Here is a 21344-nt window from a genome sequence, read left to right on the forward strand (position 1 = left end):
CTATATTTCCGTGTGGAGGACACGGCCTACCTGAACATTCAAGTAGGCCGTGTTCGGATTTTAGGGCTATTTAGTCGTCAATGGCAGGTAGACAACTGACGAGCCAGGGGTCGTCGTAACGGTTGGTGTTACCGTCGTTGGCGTTACCGTGGTTGACGTTGGGGTAACCGTGGTTGCGGTTACGGTTGGCGTATTGGTTGGGGTTTCAGTGGTTACCGTCGTTGGGGTAACCGTTGCATTGCTGGCAGTTACGGTAAAGTTGGCATTGCTAATATCAAAGAAAATATTGTTGGCACATTGCACTTTAATCCGGCCCGTGGTGGTTGCCACGTTGGGCACGCTGATGCTTTCGCTACCATCGTTGGGCGTGGTGCTCAACACAGGGCTAAAGCTCGTGCCGCCATTGCTTGAGAACAGAATATTAACGGTGCTACACAGGATTGGATCAGCCGTGGTATTGGCAACGTTCCAAGTAACGGTTTGGTTGCTAAAGCCAGCCCAAGTTACAGCGGTATTTGGCGCAGTTACTTGGAAGGGGCCAGCAGCAGTAACCGTCGTCACTCGGGCAGTATCGAAGCTATAGCCACCGCCACCAGCCCGATTGTCGCGCACGGTCAAGCGGAAGTTCATGGTGCGGTTGGTCGTCGCCATCACTTCACCAATCGTCGTGTTGTTGTTCAGAATATTGGTCAAGCGTGGGAAGCTACGGCTAGTCGATGTGGTTGAATTGAAGCTGCGGAAAATTGGCCGATTGCCATTATCCGTGCTTGGTGGCGAGGCCGCTCCCAAATCGTATTGTTCCCAATTGTAGGTCAAGCTATCGCCGTTGCTATCACTGCCATTGCCAGTCAATTCAAATGGCGTGTTAGCTGGAATCGTGTAATCGGCTCCAGCATTGGCGGTTGGTGGCGTGTTACCAGTTGCGCTGGTCGTGCCACAGCTGGCGCCAGCTCCAGTTGTAATAAAAGCACTAATTTCTTCCAAGCTCTTGGCGTGGAAGTAGGGATCGCTGTTTGGTTGCAAGTTTTCTGAACCACAGATGCCTGCATAGGCCATAATCGTTGAGCCACTGCCTGGTTCGTAAGCAGCTGGGCCTTCACGATTACCAAAACCACAAGAACCCGCTGTACTATTGAAGGTGTGATTACCGCCAAATTGGTGGCCAATTTCGTGGGCCACATAATCAATATCAAATGGATCGCCAACCGGAGCAGGCGAGCCAGTCACGCCTTGGGCTTTTGAGTTCGCGACACAGACTGAGCCAAGCTCAGCAACTCCGCCGCCACCCGTACTAAAAACGTGGCCAATATCATAATTGGCGCTGCCAATCACGCTCGACAGGTTGCTCTGATTTTCGTCAAGCATTGTCAGGCCATCATCATTCTCGTAGGGGTCGGTGCTGCCATTGGTATACACAATCAAGTTGTTGTTGGCAACCAAGACCATCCGCACCGACAAATCGCGCTCGTATACACTATTGACCCGATTGACGCTGGTGACAATTGCCGCCATTGCGCCGTTGACTGTGCCACCATGAAAACTGGTATATTCGCCAGTTGCTGCCATGGCAAGCCGATAGGTGCGCAAGGTTTCGCCAATCGCGAACCGTTCAGGGAAAGGATTAGTAATTGGCGTTTCGCCAACATAATCAACTTCGCCTTTGCTCGCCAGCTTGGCGGGGTCGGCCACAAAATTACGGCTATCGTATACAAGGTAGTTGGCGGTGTCATTGCGGCTGTAGGGGTCGATAAAATAGCGACCTTCAGGAGCCAAGATCAAGCCATGGAAGCCTGCTGGGGTCAGATCAAGCCGCGCAACCATTTCTGGGTCGTCGTAGCCTTGAGCCAAGTAGGTACGCAATTCAGGGAACTTTGCCGCCAAGGCTGGCTCCATAATTGGCGATTCGACCACCCGAAATTGACGAAATTCGCCATTGGGCAAGGGTAAATTCAGCAAGAATGCTGATTGGTTAACCTTAACCGCGCTTTCAAGCGGCGCTTGTTCTAGGCGTTTGCCCAAACCAGCCAAATCGAGGCTGACCGTGCGATAGACCAAGGGCACAATTTCTCGCTGGCCTTTGAGCGTAATCCGTTGTTCAGCAACATCTTGCCAAAGCCCATCCGACGATGAGGCGGCGCTTGATGAGCTGAGGCCATTGGCCGCAAACACACTCAACAAAGCGATAGCCAAGGCGAGCCCAATGGCAACCAATGAACGTTTGGTTTGCATAACCCATCCTTATAAAAAACACAGCGTTGTTTATTATAACGGCTGGGTTAGAGAATGGGAAGGTGAATTGAATCACCCACGTGGCGATCAAGCAGGCTCAATTTGCATCATTCCGCTAAAACGAAGTAATCGCGCTGAGCCTCGAAAAAGTTATAGCGCTGATCATCAGGTTCGATGCTGGTCAATATATCGTTATAGACATGAATCAGGTAATCATCGCCGTCGTGCTTGCAAACTGGGCAATCTTCGGAAATTGCTGAAATAACAACATGCTTCATCCCAGGCGTGCCATCATTAGAGCGAGGATAGCGACTATTCCAACGCAATTGATCGTTCAGCTTATATTCGTACTGCCAATTTTCTGCGTACTTGAATTGCAACACCAGCGGAATTTCGGTTCCACATACCAAACATGGTGCTTGCAAATGGAATGTATTAAATGCGCCCATCGATTATAATTCCTCGTGTGAATACATTATTTTAGAGGAGAACATAGCGTTATGTATCAAACGCCATTTGATCCAATTCCCCAATTAAAACGCCAACAGCGCCGTTTCTTTTGGTCGCGTTGGCTTGGAACGATCATTATGAGTATTCTCTTTTTCGGTTGGTTGTTGGGTAGCTTAGGATTAATTATTGCAACCGTGTTTAGCATTATTATGGGCTGGTTGTTATGGAAATTCAGCCTGAAACAACTTGAAAAGCAAATCCATGTTCATGAAAAACACCAAATTGATTAGCTTACTTTAACTCTGAGATTGCTCAAAAACCATAATCCTGATGCTAAGACTGCGGCAACAATGCCAAATTGAACCCCAAATAAACTCCAAGAAAATAAACCAGCATAGAACAAAACATCGGCTCCAACGCCTAAATCTCCCTGCATATAGGCGATCCCATACATAACCAGCATCCCAAGAATGCCACTGAGCATGCCAATAATGAAGCGATAGAATGTTTTGGCCGGATACGCAGCAGCTAGGGTTACAAAACCACAAAACAGCATCCAGCGGGCATAATCGCCCAGAGGATCAAGCGTCATTTCAACCACAGTTCCGTAGATAACGCCTAACGCAAGCGCCAGCACCAAAATGATTGAGCGTTTCGAATTCATTACGCGATCATCCTCTCACACATAAAAATTAAGTAATTTTTTAGAATTGACTTGCTTGATTAAGAAAATTTTAATATGTTCAAGCTATACTGGCGGCAACGTGAGCAATCACGCAGGCTATTTTCTTCAGTGGAAGGAGCATGGATGCTGCGCAGATTAACATGGCGCTGGTTGGGAATGCTGAGTTTGGCGCTGGGTTTATTGATTCAACAGCCAATTGCGGCCCAAACCCGTAATGAGCAACGAGCCAATGTGAGCGTGACGGTCACTGGCCCTGATGGCAAGCCGTTGCGTAATGCCATAGTTTCGCTAGCAAGCGTAGGCCTAACAAGCATTACCAACGAAGCAGGCATTGCACATTTTACCGTATCAACCAACGCTAGCCAAGCGATTGAGGTCGCAGTCGAGGCGCAGGGCTATCGCGCTTGGCGTTTACGCAATGCTCAGTTGATTCCAAATGATACGTTATTGGTTGATGCGCCACTTTCGCACGCCGACAAAGCAGGCGATCAACAAGCTGAAATTATTGATGTGCAACCACACCGTTTAACCACCAATGCACCGCAAGAAATTAGCCTCAACGATGCTGAATTAAACCAAGTGCTAGCAGGCACGAATACCACGCCGCCAGCTACAATTCGGGTTTATCGCGTGAGCCTTGGCCGCGTTGATACGGTTAATTTCAAAACTTATGTTAAGCACGTGTTGCCCAATGAATGGGTGGCAGGTTGGCGTACAGAATCGTTGCGTTCTGGCGCGATGGCCTCGAAGACCTATGCTTGGTATCGCACAATGTACCCCAAATATCCGGGCAAAGGCTACGACACCAAAGATACCACCGCCGACCAAGTGTATAACCCCAATGTTGCGTATGCCAGCACCAACGCAGCGGTTGATGATACATGGAACTATCGTTTGATCAAAAATAATGCGATTTTCCAAAGCCAATATTGCGCTGGCTCCTACAATGGCAGCCGCAGCTCAGGCCAATGCAGCCAAAATCATGGCTGGACAGTTGGCTTATACATGAGCCAATGGGGTTCGAAATATTTGGCTGATAATGGCTCAACTTGGCGGTCTATCCTCAACTTTTATTACGATAATGTTGCGATTGGAACGATCTCAGGTGGCACAACTCCGAGCTTACCAGCCTGGCCAATCCTGCGTAATGGCAGTTCGGGCAACGATGTAAAAGCAGCCCAATATTTGTTGCGCTCGCATGGCCATTCACTAACAGCCGATGGCGACTTTGGCGCCGGCACCGAGCAAGCTGTGCGTAGCTTCCAAAGCGCCAATGGCCTAACCGCCGATGGCATCGTTGGGGCGCAAACCTTCGCCAAATTGATCAAAACTGTGCAAAATGGCAGCAACGGCGATGCAGTTCGCGCAATTCAAACACTGCTCGGCGTAACGGTTGATGGCGCGTTTGGCACTGGGACTGAACAAGCAGTGCTTAATTTGCAATCAACCTATGGCCTGACCCGCGATGGAATTGTGGGGCCGTTGACCTGGCAAGCGGCGTTTGGTAAATAAGCTTGCAACAATCTGATCTTATTTGAGCATTTGCCCACCAGTTTTGGTGGGCAAATTGCATTTAAATTGCTTAATTTGATCGAGTTTGCGACTTTGACTTATCGCGTCATGCACAGTATGCTATGCGCAGTTTTACACCAGAGATCCTAACAAGGACAACGCTGTGAGTATTGAAACAACGACCCTCATTAGCGAGTTAGAGGCGATTCATGCGACCCGCGAAATCGCGCTCAAATCTGCTCGCGAACTCATTCGCCAATGCGCAAACACAATTCGGGCAGTGCACCGCCATGAATGGGCTGTGGCCGAACCACTTTTAGCAGAAACGGCGGCAGCAGCTCAAAGCTTGCGCGAACGCCTCCAACCGTATCCGGCTTTGCTCTACGCAGGCTATACCCAAGATGCTTTTAAAGAATATGCAGAAGCAGCCTTGACCTTGGCGTTGGTGCGCGGCGAAGCCCTGCCCAGCCATCAGGCCTTGGGCGTGGAAGCAGCTGCCTATTTAAATGGCCTAGCCGAGGCCGCCAGCGAACTGCGGCGTTATATTCTCGATGGCCTGCGCCATGGCAAGGTCGATAGTGGCGAACACCTACTCGATCAGATGGATGAAATCTATAGCTTTTTGGTGACTGTCGATTTCCCCGATGCCGTAACCAGTGGCCTACGCCGCACCACCGATGCGCTGCGCGCCGTGCTCGAACGCACTCGTGGCGACCTAACTAGCGCCGTGCGCCAAGAACAGCTGGTTGCTGCGCTTGCCCGCTTTGAACAGCATATGGGATTGCCCCCCGCCGCAATTCAGGAGTCAACGCCCGATGAAACAGACAGTTAGTCATGCCAAGCGCCTGCGTGGCGCATTCAGTGTGCCTGGAGATAAGTCGATCTCCCATCGCTCGGTGTTGTTCAATGCGCTAGCCGAGGGCAACGCCGAAATTACTGGCTTCTTGCCAGGCGCTGATTGTCTTTCGTCGATCGCCTGTTTGCGCCAAATGGGGGTTGAAATTGAACACAGCGACGATAAAGTGCGGGTGTTTGGGCGCGGTTTGCGTGGCCTGCGCGAGCCAAGCGATGTTTTAGATTGTGGTAATTCGGGCACAACGCTGCGCTTGCTTGCTGGCTTGCTTGCTGGGCAGCCATTTTTGAGCGTGTTGACTGGCGATGCTTCGCTGCGTTCACGCCCACAACGCCGCATTACCGATCCATTACGTCAACTAGGAGCCAACTTAGATGGCCGCGATAATGGCAACCGGGCGCCACTTGTCATTCGCGGCACAACGATTCATGGCGGCAATTATGAATTGCCAATTGCCAGCGCCCAAGTTAAATCGGCCTTGCTGTTGGCGGGCCTCACTGGCGATGCCCCGATGCGCTTAACTGGCAAGATCGTCAGTCGCGACCATACTGAGCGCATGCTGATTGCAATGGGGATTGATCTGACGGTCAAAGATGATGAAATTGTGCTCTATCCACCAAGCCATCCAGTGTTTCCCTATCCGCTTTCGTTGCACGTCCCTGGCGATCCTTCGTCAGCAACCTTTTGGTGGGTGGCAGCAGCGATTCACCCTGACGCCGAAATTACGACCTTGGGCGTGGGCTTGAATCCAAGTCGCACTGGCGCGCTTGATGTGCTCAAAGCCATGGGCGCAAATATCACAATTAGCAACGAGCGCAACGAAGGCGCTGAGCCAGTTGGCGACGTAACTGTGCGTGGCGGTGGCCTGAGGGGCACTCGGATCGATGGCGATTTAATTCCACGCTTGATCGATGAAATTCCGGTGCTGGCGGTGGCAGCAGCTTGTGCGGTTGGCGAAACGGTGGTGGCCGATGCAGAAGAACTTCGCGCCAAAGAAACCGATCGGGTGGCGACGGTCGTCAGCGAATTGAGTGTAATGGGCGCAAGCCTCGAAGCCACGCCCGACGGCATGGTTATCGCTGGCGGCGGCGAACTCCATGGAGCTACGGTTCAATCGCATGGCGATCATCGGATCGCGATGGCTTTGGCGGTTGCTGGCTTAGTGGCCAAAGGCGAAACGATTATCGCCGAAGCCGAAGCCGTAACCGTCTCGTACCCAACATTCTGGCAACATTACGCGCAGATCAAAGAAGCCTGATCGCGCCGATAGCCCAACAAGGAGGTTGTGCATGTTTCGTTCAGATTTGCTCAAAGACAAAGTGATCATCATCACTGGCGGGGGTTCGGGCTTGGGGCGTTCAATGGGTGAGCGCTTCCTTGAGTTGGGCGCAAAATTGGCGATTACCAGCCGTAACGCTGAAAAATTGACCAATGCAGCCAACGAAATGATGGCCGAAAAAGGTGGCGAAGTCTTTACCGTTAGCTGCGATGTGCGCGACCCAGAAGCTGTTGAACAGATGATCGATAGCGTGTGGAATCACTTTGGCACGGTTGATATTCTGGTCAACAATGCTGCTGGCAACTTCATCAGCCCGACCGAGAAGCTTTCGCACCGCGCCGTTGATGCAGTTTTAGGCATCGTGTTGCATGGCACGTTCTACTGCACCTTGGCTTTAGGCAAAAAATGGATCGAAGCCGGACGCGGTGGCCAATGTTTGAACATCGTCACCACCTATGCATGGACGGGCAGCGGCTTTGTGGTGCCATCGGCAGCAGCCAAAGCTGGCGTGCTCGGCATGACCCGTTCGTTGGCGGTCGAATGGGCGCGCTATGGGATTCGCATGAATGCGATTGCCCCTGGTCCGTTCCCCACCCAAGGCGCGTGGGAACGGCTAGCCCCAACGCCCGAACTAGCTGAACAAGCGCTCAATCGGGTGCCGCTACGGCGGGTTGGCGAACATAGCGAGCTAGCCAATTTGGCAGCCTATATGTTGGCCGACGAGGCAGGCTATATCAACGGCGAATGCATCACGATCGATGGCGGCGAATGGCTGTATGGCGCTGGCCAATTCTCAGGGCTTGATCGTTTGCCCAACGAAATGTGGGATATGCTCTCGAAAATGACCAAGAAAAGCGGGAGTTAAGTTTTTAACCACGAAGGACACGAAGAGCACGAAGTATAAAACTTCAGGCCTTTCGTGTCCTTGTTGGATTAATGATCCACCAAGGCTGTTTTTCGCCACGAATTCCACGAATTTCACCAATGATATTCCACTAGCCCAAAGCCTTTCAACTCACTTTTGAATTCTGATTTTTGACTTTTGCCCTTCTCTTCATCCCTCATAATTCGGTTACGCTGCGCCTCTGCGTTAACATACAACTACAACCCATAGTTGAGCCACAGATTGTCACCGAAGCTTTTTTAGCCAAGGATTATACGAATTCTACTAATGATTACTTTAGCCACAGATTCCACAGATTTTTTTGATTATTGGTCTGCTTGCCCAAAGCCAAGAGCCTATAGCCCAATCGTTCATCATTTTGCCTTCTGACTTTTGATTTCTGACTTTTGATTTCTGACTTTTGCCTTCTGCCTTTCTATTCATCCCTCATCCTTCATAATTCATCCTTCTCAATGGTTCCCACTTGGTAGTGAGTGCTAAAATAGCAATTAATCACCAGTATGGGCCTATTGCCGAAGGAGCATGGCATGTTGGATAATTGGTTGGGGCGCGACAAAGCATCGTCACAAGCGCCCAAGGAGGAATCCATGAGTAGTAACGATGCGTCACGCCCAACACCGCCACCACGCCAACCAGATGATGGCTTGATTCGCCGCCCACGGCCTAACGATCGCGATAATGCCTTTAATTTGGCGCTCGAAGATTTGCGTCGCCAAGTGCAGTTGCTCTACGAGAGCATCGGCGCCTTGGCTGAACACTATAATGAAACTGGCGGCGACCCACGCCGCGCCCGCGATTGCCGCGATTGCAGCCATTTTCGGATTGGCTTGCACGTTCCTTGTGTAATGGGCGTTGACCCGCATACCGCGCCATATTTGGCTGTGCGTTGCCCGAAATTCGAAGAAACGAGCGAGAATCGTAAGCTGATCAATCGTGATGAAGCTGGCTTTAATGCAGCAGTGCGACGCGCCCGCGAAGGCTAGTTAGCAATCCCGTAATGTCATTCTTCTACGATCACGTCAGCACCCATTGCTCGACGTGATTCTTTTTGTTGACGCTGAGCAATAGCGATAGGGCAGAGGCAATGGCGCAAGCAGCAAACGATGCAGCAATCATCAAATTATTACAACGTGGCGATCAGGCAACATGGCGCATGCTGGCTGAGCAATGGTCGGGCGAACTCTATAATTTGGCCTGGGCGGCAGTCTATCAAGCGCCGCTGGCCCAAAACTTAGTCAATACCGTCTGGGCTACCGCCATTCGCACGATCAATAGCGTTGATCAGCGGCTTGGGCTGCGCCTCTGGCTCTACACGCTTACCTGCCATGCGCTGCTCGATCATTGGCGTGATCATGGCCAGCAGCCTCAGGCAAATAGCCTGATTCGCGAACTTCAGCGCTTGCCCGAGGCTATGCACTTGGCAGTAATATTGCATCTGCGCCACAATCTAAGCGCTGCCATGATTGGCGAAATTCTAGGCCGCACCCAACGCGCAACTGAACAATTATTACAGCAAGGCCTGCAACGGCTTAATCACCAACTTGCAGCAGCAGAGGGATTGTATGCAACCAACCAAGCAGCAGCTTCAGCAGGCGATTAATCAGGCCTTGCCAGAACAACAGCTCAGCAAAACCCAACAACAGGCTATCAACCAAATGCTTGCCCAACAGCTTGATCAAGTGCAACCGCTGCAACCAAGCGCCAAGCGCCGCAAAGCTGCCAAAACCAAGCGCCGATTGTGGCAATGGCAATGGAGTCGACCGCAGATTTTTGCCTTATTCGTTGCTAGCGCAATTTTATTTTTTGTTGGCTACGCCACCCTCGCCAGCTCCACACCAAGCGTGCCGCACAACGCAAGCGTGCAAATTTTCGATGGCACAGCAGTGATTAATAATGTGCGCACTGGAGCAGAACGCCGCTTGAATGCAGGCGATGTGACTATTTTAGAGCCAGGCGATACGATTCAAACTGAAAGCGCCACTGCATTAATCACCTATTTCGATGGCCAAACAACTGCGTTGCAAGCCAATGCCCGCATGACCCTCGAAACCATGGATAACGCCAATGCTGGTCAGCAAATTCGGCTTAAAGTCTGGTTTGGCCGTACCCTCAACGGGGTCAAACGCTTGCTTGGGCCAAATGATCTGTTTGAGATTGAAACGCCATCATCAGCAGCTTCAGTCCGTGGCACAGAATTTACTGTGGATTCTCGCAGTAATACTACAACCTTCTATGCCACCGACAAAGGCAATGTGCAGGTAGCGATGGATGGCCAAAGTGTGTTTGTGCGGGCTGGCGAGCAATTGCTTGCTGAGCAATCCAAGCCCTTGGTGGTGCAGCCGCAGATCTCACCAACGCCAACGGCAACCAACACGCCAACCAATACGCCAACCAATACGCCAACCAACACGCCGACCAACACGCCAACGCCAACGGCCACCGCCACGGCGACGCCAACCAACACGCCAACCAACACGCCAACACCAATACCGCAGCTATACGTTACGCAGGCTGGCGATACAATCAATGGCATTGCCCAACGCTTTGGCATTACGCCCGATGCCTTGATCAATGCCAACCCAAGCATTCGCGATCGCGATGAAATTCCGGTTGGCCTAACTTTGATTATTCCGCAGCCATAGGAGCAAGCTGGTGCTACGTTCGCAACAAGTTCGGCGAGGATTATGGTTTAGCGCAACAGGGCTGGCATGTTTGCTGGCCCTGTTGTTGAGTGATACTTGGACATGGCGCAGACAGCTCGATCGTTCAGCAGCCGATTTGTTGGTGCGCCAAGTGGCCAGCCACAACCCGCAACCAGCAATTGTGATTATCGCGATCGATGACCAAGCGCTAAGCAACGAGACAGGCTTTGGGCGGCTCACCGAGTGGAATCGCAGCATCTATGCCCAGTTATTGGACAAGATTAAAAGCGCTCGCGTCATTGTCTTTGATCTGCTGTTTACCGGCGCCAATCCTGCTGGCGATCAAGCCTTTGCCCAAGCGCTCGCGCCTTTAGAACACCCAATTTTGGCGGTTTCGCGCGAGAACCAAACCAAGCAGATTATTGAGCCAGCCCAGCAATTACAAACTGGCAGGGTGGTTTTGGCCCATAGCGACATCATTGTCGACCCTGATGGCGTGGTGCGGCGCATCCAAACTCATTATGAGCAACCTGAGCTTTATCCGGCAATCGCCTTGGCCAGCGCCCAAGCATGGTGGCATCTGCCAGCAGGCTTGAATACCGAGCTAACAGCAACCACGCTTGCCAATGGGGTTACAATTCCGGTCAATAATGCCAGTTTTATGTTAAATTATGCAGGCCCAAGCCAAACCTATCCCCAAGTCAGTTTGCTGGCGGTGCTCAATGGTGCGGTTGATCCAGCGCTATTCAATGATAAAATCGTGCTGATTGGCTCAACCGCCGCCGCCCTTGGCGACCGTTACACCACGCCGACCAGCCCGTTGATGGATGGAGTCGAGATTCACGCCAATGCAATTGGCACAATTCTGAATGCCAATGCCTTGCGCGAACAAAGCCCAGTTGGTCGGCGCAGCATTCTGAGCGGCTTGGTCATTGCTCTTACATTAATCGCCATGATTCGGCGACCATGGCTTTTGTTTAGCGCCATGGTTATCGGCACAAGCGTGATCGTGATTAGCGCAGTTAGCGGGCTACAACAACAATTAATCCGCATCGATCTAGCTAGCCCATTATTAGCGATTGGTGTAACTGGCTTGGTTATGCTGCTCGTTCAAAACAACCTACAACGCCAAGATCACACCCAAGTGCTCGACCTGTTTGCCAAACGCACGCCGCCCAGCGTGCTCAATGAGCTACTGAAGGCCGCCGAACGTGGCCAGTTGAAACTTGGCGGCGAACGGCGCGAGGTCAGTGTGGTGTTTATGGATATGCGCGGCTTCACCACCTTGGCGGAGCGCTTGCCACCAGAAGCCATGATGCAGATTATCAATACCTATCTTGACCTGATTGCGAAGGCACTAATTCAGCATGGCGGCACGCTCAATCAATATGCTGGCGATCAAGCGATGGCGATTTTCAACGCTCCTGTTGGCCAACCAGACCATGCCCAGCGGGCAATTCGCGGAGCAATGGCAGCGTTAAGCGCAATTGTGGCCTTTAATCGTTCAGCAGCAGCCCGCGCCTTACCTGCTCAAGCTTCGTTTGGCGCAGGCATTAATACAGGAATTGGCGTGGTTGGCAATGTTGGAGCACAGGAGCGCTACGACTATAGCGTGATAGGTGATGTAACCAATGTAGCAGCTCGTTTGTGTGGCGCTGCCCCAGCTAACACCATTTATCTTGGCCCCGATACCTTGGCCGAAGATTTGGGCGATTTGCAAAGCAGCATTCAAGCAATTGGCCCGTTGGTGCTCAAAGGCAAGGAAACTCCGCTCGACGTTGCGGCAATTGTAGTAGCTGAGTAAGCAGCCATGCAAGGATTCAACCGTTTATTGATCACCATTATTGCGCTCGCATTGGCCGTTTTGGCAATTACAATTGCGCTACTGCCATTGCAAAGTTTCGATCTGGGCTTGCGTTTGTTCCAATATTTGCGTGCTCAAGCGTTAATTTATAGTCAAACTACGCGGATTGTAGCTGGAATTGTGGGCTTGCTCATGCTTGGTTTGGCCTTGGCACAGATGTTTATTCGCCAAAGCCAATATGTGCCAGTCCGCAATACTGGTTCTGGCTATGCCCAACTCGATCTGCAAACCGTCCAGCGTGCCGTCGACCAAGCCTTGGGCCAAGCGCTGGATGTGCGCAGCGGCAAAGCCAATGTACAAGCCTATGGCGAAGGCGTGGCGATTTACTGCGAGCTTGAGTTGCACCCAACCGCCCATCTCAACGATACCTTGGCCGATCTGCATCAACGGATTCGCGCAGAGGTTGAAGACCGCTTAGGTGTGGCAATTCTGACCCTCAAAAGCAAAGTTAAAAGCAATCCCTACCCCAATGCGCCGCATAGTCAGCAAAGCGGCGCTGCGCCAGCTGATCTCGACCCGCGTCAACCAGCTTGGGATGTACGCGAGTTACGCCGCCGCTTAGAACGGAGCATTTTGAACCAACCGAATGTGGTTGATCTTGAGGTGGTGCTTGGCTATCACCCCGATGGGGCAAGCGTGTTTGTGCAAGTATTTCTCGAACAAACTGCCCAAGTCCCAAGCACAATAGCCAATGTCGAGCGCTTAATTCACACTATTGTGGCAGATGACTTTCGCCTGAGCGTCTACGATTTGCGTGTGACCAGCCAAACGATTGATTAGTTGGTGCGTAATCAGCAACGGCGTAGGAATTTAGTCCTACAAATACGCCGCAATTTGCCTCTCGTGGGGGATGGCAAAAGAACTATTGATTGCATACAATACGCTAGACTTATTGTGGCTCTTAGCAACCAGCATTGTTGACCTTCCCCAAAAAAATTGTAAACCGGTTTGTTAAGCCAATTGCGATAATGACGGTATTTTATTGGTCAAGGAGTTTTTATGGGCCGGCAGCCGTTTCGCTATCAACGCCTCGCACTACTCAGCCTTGTGGCTTTGCTGGGGTGCATCACACCAACCAAAGCCGTCGAAATTCCGCCAGCAGGCGCGTCGGTCTATTTGCAAACCAACGGCCCAACCAACACCCTTAACAATGGTGATTGGTATACAAACAACACTGCTGGCGCAGGCAATGGTTCGCATTATTTCACCGTCGAAATTCCGTGTAGTGTCAACACTACCACGACAACTGGCGGTTGGCCAACCAATCAGCCAGTCCATATTGATATTTTCAGCCCTGAAATGAATAGCACCACCACCGTCAGCGACGAACAGCGGGGTGGCAGCTACGATAATACTCAATTTGAGTTTTATGCAGCTGGCACAGTCATTGGCCCAGGGCCAGCCACACCTGCACCAGGATCTGCTGGCAGCTTGCATCAACAAACCTTTGTGCCAGCCGCAACCGCTCCTACTTGGGTGCGCTTGTATACAATTGCTGCTCCAGTAACCTGTGGCAACTATGTGTTGCGCTCATCAACCTTCGGCAACGATGAAAATGGTTGGCGCTTGCGGGTTGGTCGCGACAATGATAACGATCCCAATACTGCGCCCCCAGCTAACACCGATAACTTCGATGGTGTAGCTGGCACTGGCGATGAAATTACGATTGGCATGCGCCAAGCCTCGTTCCAACACGATGCAGGCAATCCTGATACAGTCGCAACCTGTTTAACCTTGTATGAATATGTAGCCCCTGGCCAACCAAGCGTCAACTTCAATAACTTCGATATCGATAACTTGCGCCGCGTGCGCTATTATGCGCCCGGCGATCCCAGCTACACACCAATGGGCAATACTGGCGGCATCGTTGGCACGTTGAGCAATGATCAAATTTGGAACGGGGCAGGAGCAACTTTAGCTACCCGAGTTGGCGATACAATCAACAATCCAGCAGCAGGCTGGTGGCGCATCGTCACTTGTACCAGCGATCACAACCAGTTTATTCAAGAAGGCCAAACCGGGGTTCAGGCCTACTATCAGCAACCACCAACGCCCATTATGGCCCTGAGCAAAACCGATGGGGTTACTTTGGTGACGCCAGGCGATACACTCAACTACACCATCACCTTTACTAATACCTCAAACACCACGGCTACGCCTGGTGCGGCTACCAACGTGACCTTAACCGACAATCTGCCACCATCGACAACCTTTGTCAGTTGTGCAATTAATGCACCATTCACGGGAACATGTAGCCATTCTGGCGGGATCGTAAGCTTCAATATCAATCAAATAGTGCGCCCAGGCGAAATTGGGCAACTGAATGTTCAGGTTACGGTCAATAATCCAATTACCGTGGTACCTGTAGTTAATAACGTAACCTTGAATTTCAACGATAGCTTGAATAATATTTTTCAACCATTGACAGCCAGCGATAACGATTTAGTCAATCCAACCGCTGTTAATGTGGTCGGGCTGAGCGCGTTGGCCCGCACTAACGCGATTCAAGTTCGTTGGAGCACCAGCAGCGAAGTCGATAGCCAAGGCTTTCACATCTATCGCAGCATCAGCGATGATGAATCGACTGCTGTTCAAGTGACCGAGAGCTTGATTCCAGCCTTGGGTGCACACAGTAGCTATCAATGGCTCGATACCAATGTTATGCCAAATGTGCGCTATTACTATTGGCTCGCCGAAGTTGATACCAATAATACGCTGACGATGGTCGGCCAAACCGAGGCCCAAATCGAACGCTACACGATATTTACGCCCTTTGTACTGCGCTAAAATACATTCTCCCCTTAACCAAAACAAGGCCAGGTCGCTTGACCTGGCCTTGTTTTTTATGTCAAATTACAAAGTATGTTCAGCTATCTTCTCGTTATGGTTAATATTTACAATTTACTCACCGTTGGCCAAAATGACGCTTGGCTCAACCTCGGGCAGGCTCGGCGGGGCTATTGGCAACGTCCAATAGAAGCGCGAGCCTTTGCCCACCGTGCTATCGGCCCACATGCGGCCACCATGGGCCTCGATAATCGATTTGGTCAGATATAAGCCCAAGCCAGCGCCCTGGGTTTCACGAGCCAAACGATTATCAACCCGATAAAATGGCATAAATAACTTCGGCAATTCTTCTTGGGCGATGCCAATACCTTCATCGGTCACATAACTTAGCACATGGCCATTCTCCGGCCAGCCGCCCAAACGAATCACGCCACCCTCTGGCGAATATTTGATCGCATTCGAGATCAAGTTGGAAAGTACCATGCGAATGCGCTCTTGATCTGCATAGACATGCGGTAGTTTTGGCTCAAAACGCAGCTGAAATTCAAAGCGTTGGTCAACCGTTGAGGCAAACGCCGCCACCACATCAGCCGCTAATTCACTCAGATCAAATGGCGCAGGATGCAGGCGCAAACCACCAGCCTGCATACGCGAAACTTCCAGCAAATCGCCAATTAAGCGTGCCAAGCGATCAGCTTCTTCTTCGATGCCTGTTAGCATTTCGGTTTTGGTGGCTTTGTTGAGCTTAACATCGGTGCGGCTCAGCGTGCTGGCATAGCCTTTGATAATCGCAACTGGCGTTTTTAGCTCATGCGACATCACCGAGATAAAGGTTGATTGTTGCTGCTCGTCGCGTTTCTGCTTGGTAAGATCGCGAATATTGGCAATTGCGCCGCCAAAACGGCCATTGGTTTCGCGCACCACGCTATACGAAGATCCAACATAAATCTCGTGGCCATCGCGATGGGTCACCCAGCCCTCGACCGAAGGATGATCGTTATCGGGGAAGAGTTGCAGCGGGCAGGCGGTCAAGCAAATATTAACCCCTTGTTGATTGTGAATCGCTAAGACTTCGGCGCAGGGCCGACCCAATGCTTCCTCACGCGACCAACCAGTGAGCCGTTCCATGGCAGCGTTGAAACGAGTAATTCGCCAGCGCGTGTCGAGCATCATCATGCCATCGGCGCTGGCCTCGATAATTGCATCAAGCCGCCCGCGTTCGGCAATCGCCTCGGCATAGAGTTGCGAATTATTAACCGCAATCGCCGCAAAATCAACAAACGCACTCAGCAATTGACGGTCGTCGGCAGTAAAGCCTACGTTGAGCGCAGCGCGCAACACCAACATCATGCCCAATTGTTGGTCGCCAGTGACCATGGGCAAGGCCACAACTTGGCGCAACGGCACATTTAACGCGGTCGCAAGTTTGCTCAATTCATTCGACATGTGGCCTGATTGGGGGCCTTCGCTTTCCAAAACATGCAAAATCTCATCGAAGGCCGTCCACAAACTGGGCGTAAGGCCATAGGCGGCGCGAATTTCCAGTCGTTGATTGGGATTATACAAGGCGATCAAGCCATAATTTCCCGCCAACAACTCCACCGCTTGGGCAATCACCAAATTGAGCAACGGCTCAGCATCAAGCTGCGCAGCCATTGCCCGCATCAAACGCAAAAGATAATCGCGTTGGCGTAATCGCAGATCCTGAGGCTCTAACATGGCTCTAACGCTCCATAGACGTTGTTCTAACACTGCCAGAGTATTATACAAACAGTTACGAAATTGATTGATGCAGACGAAATCGACATCAAAAAAACAAAAGCTGTATTGCAAGGAGAATACCACAATGGCAACTATCAATCGTTGGTCACCAGTCGAAGAAGCCCTGAGCTTGCGCGATGCAATGAGCCGTTTGTTTGAAGAAAGCTTTGTTGCGCCATCAGCAGCAACTCGCACTGGTTTGAGCGTCGATATGAATGTTTTGGAAAATGCTAATAGCTATATTATCGAAGCTGCTGTGCCAGGCCTCAAAGCAGAAGATCTTGATATTACGTTGCAAGAAAATGTCTTGACCATCAGTGGTGAAATTCGCAACCAAAAATTGAGCGAAGGCACGACCGCCCATCGCACCGAGCGCCGCTATGGCCGCTTCAGCCGCTCAATCACCTTGCCAATGTTGGTCAAAGGCGATGAAATCAACGCCACCTTAGAACATGGCATCTTGCGGCTCGACGTTCCTAAGGCCGAAGAAGTCAAACCACGCAAAATCAGCGTCCAAGTTGGTGGCCCCAAAGAGCTTGAAGTTAATAAGTAAGACCTAAACCAGTAAAAGCCCTGTGCGAGAACTTCGCACAGGGCTTTTTTGCATTTACTTCGAGGCCCAAGGCAGATAAATCTGATGGGTTGCACCAGCAGGTGTGGTTGCAGTTGGCGTCTGGCTTGGCGTAATCGTAATCGTGCCAACTGGAATCGTTGCGGTTGGGGTGTTGGTTGCGGTTGGAACAGCTGTGGTTGGCACTGCTGTGGTTGGCACTGCTGTGGTTGGATTCGTAACCGTTGCCGTTGGCGTGTTGGTCGCTGGCTCGGTCGTTGCCGGATCGGGCGTAGTGCTTGGCGTAGCCGTATCGGTTACGGTTGGCACAACCTCGGTTGCGGTTGGCGTGTTGGTCGGCATATCGGTTGCAGTTGGCACAACTTCAGTCGCAGTTGCAGTATTCGTCGGCGGGGTGGTTGCTGTATTCGTCGCTGTGTTGGTTGGCGTGTTGCTTGGCGTATTCGTCGGCGTATTGGTTGGGTTGCCAACCGTCGCGGTTGGGGTTGCTTGAGCACTGCCGGGCACAACATTCGCATTGGTTGTCAGATAGATTTGATCAAACCGAAACCCATCTTCGCGCATCCAAAGATTCAAGGTATGCACGCCTGCACTAGGAATATTAATTGTTGAAACAGGGCCATCGGTTGTATCGCGAAACCACTGCCAGCTACCATGGGTTGCCAACGACATCTTATCTGATGTGCTTGATTGCTGACCATTTAAGCCAACATGCACCGAATTATCGCCGCCACTATCAGCCCAAGCCCGCAGCCAAACATAGTAGGTGCCAGGCGTGGTGAATTTAATCCGATAATCAAGTTGGGGAGCGCGAGTTGTATAGTTGGTATCCGAAAGCGTGCCTGTATTTGGCATCACCGCCAAATACCCAATACCATTGAAGCCAGTGTGATCAATATCGTTGCGGGCTTGCCATGCCCACTGGCCACGAGCAAGATTGCCATGCAGTTGCTCCGAATCGAAACTGACTTGACCATTGGTTTCGAGATGGGCATTTTCGTCAGCGGCAAGGCCTGGGTTATAAATTTCGGTCGTATTTGCTTGGCTAAAGCCTGAAACCGTGCCACCACCAGCAATATAAATCCGTCCGCCGTTAATCACTGGGAAGATGCCATGACGCGCGGTTGGCATCGGCGTGCCAAGTCGCCAACGGTTGAGAATCGGATTATAAATATCAACCCGATCGTAGACATTACCCGTCACTGCGCCAGCGCCATCAAACGTTTCGCCGCCAAAAATATAGAACTCGCCATCATAATAAACGGCCTTACCCATGCCGCCACGAGCTTGGGGCAACGGCGCAATCATTGAATCGGTCATGCTTGAGCGCCATGAATTGGTCGCAGGATCATAAATTTGGACAGTATCAAAGCCGTTGGCAACATTATTACCATCGCCACTGCCCGGCCCGCGCCCACCAAAAACATACAATTTGCTGCCATCAGTCGCCGAAGCAGCATGATTGCGACCTCGCGGCATTGGCGCTACTTCGGTCCAGCTATTGGCCAGCGGATCATAGCGCGCCACGCGGGTGGTCGTGCTGCCATTGACAATCCCGCCAGCAACATAGACATAGCCGTTGATCACCGCCGAGGAGCTTGCCCCAGCAGCAAACGGCATATTAGCGCCCATGGTCCATGTATTGTTGGCTGGATTATAAATTTGCACCATGCCATCACTACCGTTATCGAGGCCACCAAACAGATAGAACTTGCCGTTGATCACTTCAGCAGCGTGATGGTTGCCGCGCAACGCCCGTTGGGTCAAGGTCGTGGTTGGGCTATAGGTTCCGGTCGTTAGGTTATAGCGCAAGGTTGCAGCGTTGCCTTGGCCAACCACATACATTTTATTGCCGATGATGCCTGTAGCGACCTCGCCAAGCGCAACGGGCATATTGGCGTTGGTTTCCCATGAATCGGGCAAGGTACCAATCCATGTGGTATCTGTTTGGCCGTAGCCACCGCCAGTCGTCACCACCAATTTGTTATCCCAAACATCGGCAACCGGGGTTTTACGATAGGCTGGCAACGAAACCAACTTCATCCAAACATCGCTTTTGGGGTCGTACATCAGCACATCAGCAGAAGCAAGCCCGCTGGTACCACCGTTAATCGAGCCACCGATGACCAATAAGCGCCCACGATAGCCGAAGGTTGACGATGAGGTGTGGCCTTTGGCGATGGGCATATCGGCAACACGGGTCCAAGTGTCGGTCGCTGGATCATAGCGATCAACCTCGGCCTGATTGGCTGATTCTTCGGCCTTGCCATGTTGGCCACCGACCGCATAGATTTTGCCATCGACTACGCCAGCAGCGGTGTGGTTGCGGGGGTTTGGCATGGGTGCACGCGCAACCCAGGTTGGGTTGGCGAGGCTCAAATCGAGCATATAGTGATCGCCGAAATCAGTATCATCAAAAACCCCAGCGGTACGCACTGCGCCGCCGAAGAAATAGATTTTACGATTAACGATCGACGCACCAGCGCCACCACGGGCAATTGGCAAATCGATGCCCCGGCTCCACGTATTCGTAAGCGTGTTCAACTTCCAAACGTGGTTGGTGCTACCGCCAGGATTGTTGCCCGCATAGCCGCCCAGCACATAAATATCGGTACCATCGGCTACAACTGGCGCATGGCTAATAGCTTCAGGAATATTAGCGATGCGTTGCCACGTATTACTGGCCAAATCATAGACATCGACCAAACTCGTAGCATTAATTTGAGTACAGCAACTTATAAAGCCGCCGATCACATACAACTTACCATTAACAAAGACCCCTTGCGATTCAAAGCGCGGTTGGGGTACAGTTGCGCCATCTTGCCAACTGAACATCGTTGTGGTGGCGCTGGTGGCGACAGCCTGTGGTTGGGCAGTTTGGGCCTTGGCCTGCGCCTGAACCAAGAACCCCGTGAGCAGCAAGGTCAGCAGTAGCACGCCGCTGAGGCAGCGGGCCAGCAACTCCCTTGAACGAGCGAAAAAGACCATAGAAATAAATCCTCCGCGAAGCTTAACAACGACAATCTCTAGTAGAATAAAAAAAGGACAACGGGCTAAACACAATAAAGCTCAGGCAAGATCGCCCGTGATCTGGCCTGATCATCTCATGGCAGCGATAATACCACGCTTTAGGGCTGATCCCCATAGTACTTTGGGCGTGGTTCGCCAGGACTTTGCTCATTAATCAATCCAACAAACGGTTAATAATGGGGGATATTAAGTGCAAAAGTGTCAAGACTTACGTTGGATGAAGGGGCTAAAATAGCGCGTTAGATTGATTACAACGTGACTAGTACCCCAAAAGTCCTAGGTATTACTATTTACAAATTCCTCTAGACACCCTGTCTATCCTATGCTAAGATGAGCCACCACAATTCGTCCAAAGCACAACGTTGGGTCTGTACCATGAAGAGGAGCGCTCCATCGGCAATCCAAAGGAGCAAATGGCATGCAATTTGATCGAGCGGGTAAACGTGCCAGCAAACTGATCAATGATTATCAACTCACCGACGAGGAGATACACCAAATTATCGCCTCGGCGCGGATCAACCTTGCCACCTTCGACCCTGACTACAAAACCAACGTCACGCAACTTGCTCACGAGTTGAGCAAAAGTCGGCCAACGATATATGGCTGGGCGGATCGTGCGATAGTTGCCACAATTGATTCGCTGCGGAATATCCGAACGGGGCGACCGCCGAAAGAAGCCCGCAGCCGCTTAAAACGGCTACGCGCGCGACCAACGGCACGATTACGGCGACGATCCTCGGATTCTTCATTCTCGTAGTTCGAAGGAGAGCACACCTC

General features: G+C 51.4%; 18 protein-coding genes. 13 read left to right on the top strand and 5 right to left on the bottom strand.

What is annotated here, in order from left to right:
• Positions 1–66: 66 nt before the first annotated feature.
• Positions 67–2229, bottom strand: coding sequence for a reprolysin-like metallopeptidase (locus tag SE18_RS03025; RefSeq protein ID WP_054532947.1), 2163 nt, complete (start codon positions 2227–2229; stop codon positions 67–69).
• Positions 2230–2336: 107 nt separating this feature from the next.
• Positions 2337–2678 (bottom strand): hypothetical protein, encoded by a 342-nt coding sequence (locus SE18_RS03030; RefSeq protein ID WP_054532948.1) that lies wholly within the window; start codon positions 2676–2678, stop codon positions 2337–2339.
• A gap of 51 nt (positions 2679–2729) precedes the next feature.
• Here SE18_RS03030 and SE18_RS03035 point away from each other — a divergent pair, with 51 nt between their 5' ends.
• Entirely contained in the window at positions 2730–2969 is a 240-nt protein-coding gene (locus tag SE18_RS03035; protein ID WP_054532949.1) for a hypothetical protein, read from the top strand.
• Here SE18_RS03035 and SE18_RS03040 read toward each other — a convergent pair.
• Positions 2966–3343 carry a hypothetical protein gene (locus SE18_RS03040; protein WP_054532950.1) on the bottom strand — a complete coding sequence of 126 codons (378 nt, stop codon included), beginning with the start codon at positions 3341–3343 and terminating at the stop codon, positions 2966–2968. The genes SE18_RS03035 and SE18_RS03040 overlap by 4 nt on opposite strands.
• 144 nt (positions 3344–3487) lie before the next feature.
• On the opposite strand from SE18_RS03040, the gene SE18_RS03045 reads away from it, so the two are divergent.
• The 10 genes from SE18_RS03045 (at position 3488) to SE18_RS03090 (ending at position 15205) form a co-directional block, all read left to right on the top strand.
• Complete coding sequence (locus SE18_RS03045; RefSeq protein WP_054532951.1) at positions 3488–4876, top strand: peptidoglycan-binding protein; 1389 nt, start codon at positions 3488–3490, stop codon at positions 4874–4876.
• Positions 4877–5039: 163 nt separating this feature from the next.
• Entirely contained in the window at positions 5040–5708 is a 669-nt protein-coding gene (locus SE18_RS03050) for a translin family protein (protein WP_054532952.1), read from the top strand.
• Positions 5692–6987, top strand: a complete 1296-nt coding sequence (gene aroA, locus SE18_RS03055; protein WP_054532953.1) for a 3-phosphoshikimate 1-carboxyvinyltransferase — start codon at positions 5692–5694, stop codon at positions 6985–6987. Before SE18_RS03050 ends, aroA begins: the two co-directional genes overlap by 17 nt.
• Before the next feature lie 31 nt (positions 6988–7018).
• Positions 7019–7873 carry a 2,4-dienoyl-CoA reductase gene (fadH, locus tag SE18_RS03060; RefSeq protein WP_054532954.1) on the top strand — a complete coding sequence of 285 codons (855 nt, stop codon included), beginning with the start codon at positions 7019–7021 and terminating at the stop codon, positions 7871–7873.
• A gap of 626 nt (positions 7874–8499) precedes the next feature.
• On the top strand, positions 8500–8895 hold the full coding sequence (locus tag SE18_RS03065) for a hypothetical protein (RefSeq protein WP_152976540.1): 396 nt from the start codon (positions 8500–8502) through the stop codon (positions 8893–8895).
• A gap of 101 nt (positions 8896–8996) precedes the next feature.
• Entirely contained in the window at positions 8997–9512 is a 516-nt protein-coding gene (locus tag SE18_RS03070) for an RNA polymerase sigma factor (RefSeq protein WP_054532956.1), read from the top strand.
• Positions 9475–10554, top strand: coding sequence for a LysM peptidoglycan-binding domain-containing protein (locus SE18_RS03075; RefSeq protein ID WP_054532957.1), 1080 nt, complete (start codon positions 9475–9477; stop codon positions 10552–10554). Before SE18_RS03070 ends, SE18_RS03075 begins: the two co-directional genes overlap by 38 nt.
• A 10-nt stretch (positions 10555–10564) precedes the next feature.
• Positions 10565–12358, top strand: a complete 1794-nt coding sequence (locus tag SE18_RS03080) for a CHASE2 domain-containing protein (RefSeq protein ID WP_054532958.1) — start codon at positions 10565–10567, stop codon at positions 12356–12358.
• A 6-nt stretch (positions 12359–12364) separates the two neighbouring features.
• A complete protein-coding gene (amaP, locus tag SE18_RS03085) occupies positions 12365–13198 on the top strand; it encodes an alkaline shock response membrane anchor protein AmaP (protein WP_054532959.1) in 834 nt (277 codons plus the stop codon).
• A gap of 219 nt (positions 13199–13417) precedes the next feature.
• Positions 13418–15205, top strand: coding sequence for a DUF11 domain-containing protein (locus tag SE18_RS03090; RefSeq protein ID WP_054532960.1), 1788 nt, complete (start codon positions 13418–13420; stop codon positions 15203–15205).
• 114 nt (positions 15206–15319) lie between these two features.
• Here the strand turns inward: SE18_RS03090 and SE18_RS03095 are convergent, their stop codons facing one another.
• Positions 15320–16924: an ATP-binding protein gene (locus SE18_RS03095; protein WP_054532961.1), complete on the bottom strand. Its 1605-nt coding sequence runs from the start codon at positions 16922–16924 to the stop codon at positions 15320–15322.
• A gap of 127 nt (positions 16925–17051) precedes the next feature.
• On the opposite strand from SE18_RS03095, the gene SE18_RS03100 reads away from it, so the two are divergent.
• Entirely contained in the window at positions 17052–17519 is a 468-nt protein-coding gene (locus tag SE18_RS03100; protein WP_054532962.1) for an Hsp20/alpha crystallin family protein, read from the top strand.
• Positions 17520–17573: 54 nt separating this feature from the next.
• Here SE18_RS03100 and SE18_RS03105 read toward each other — a convergent pair whose 3' ends face one another.
• Positions 17574–20525, bottom strand: coding sequence for a Kelch repeat-containing protein (locus tag SE18_RS03105; RefSeq protein ID WP_054532963.1), 2952 nt, complete (start codon positions 20523–20525; stop codon positions 17574–17576).
• Between the two features lie 460 nt (positions 20526–20985).
• Here SE18_RS03105 and SE18_RS03110 point away from each other — a divergent pair, with 460 nt between their 5' ends.
• Positions 20986–21324, top strand: coding sequence for a hypothetical protein (locus SE18_RS03110; protein ID WP_054532964.1), 339 nt, complete (start codon positions 20986–20988; stop codon positions 21322–21324).
• Positions 21325–21344: the final 20 nt, after the last annotated feature.

It is taken from the genome of Herpetosiphon geysericola, from assembly GCF_001306135.1.
In the GTDB taxonomy this organism is placed as follows: domain Bacteria; phylum Chloroflexota; class Chloroflexia; order Chloroflexales; family Herpetosiphonaceae; genus Herpetosiphon; species Herpetosiphon geysericola.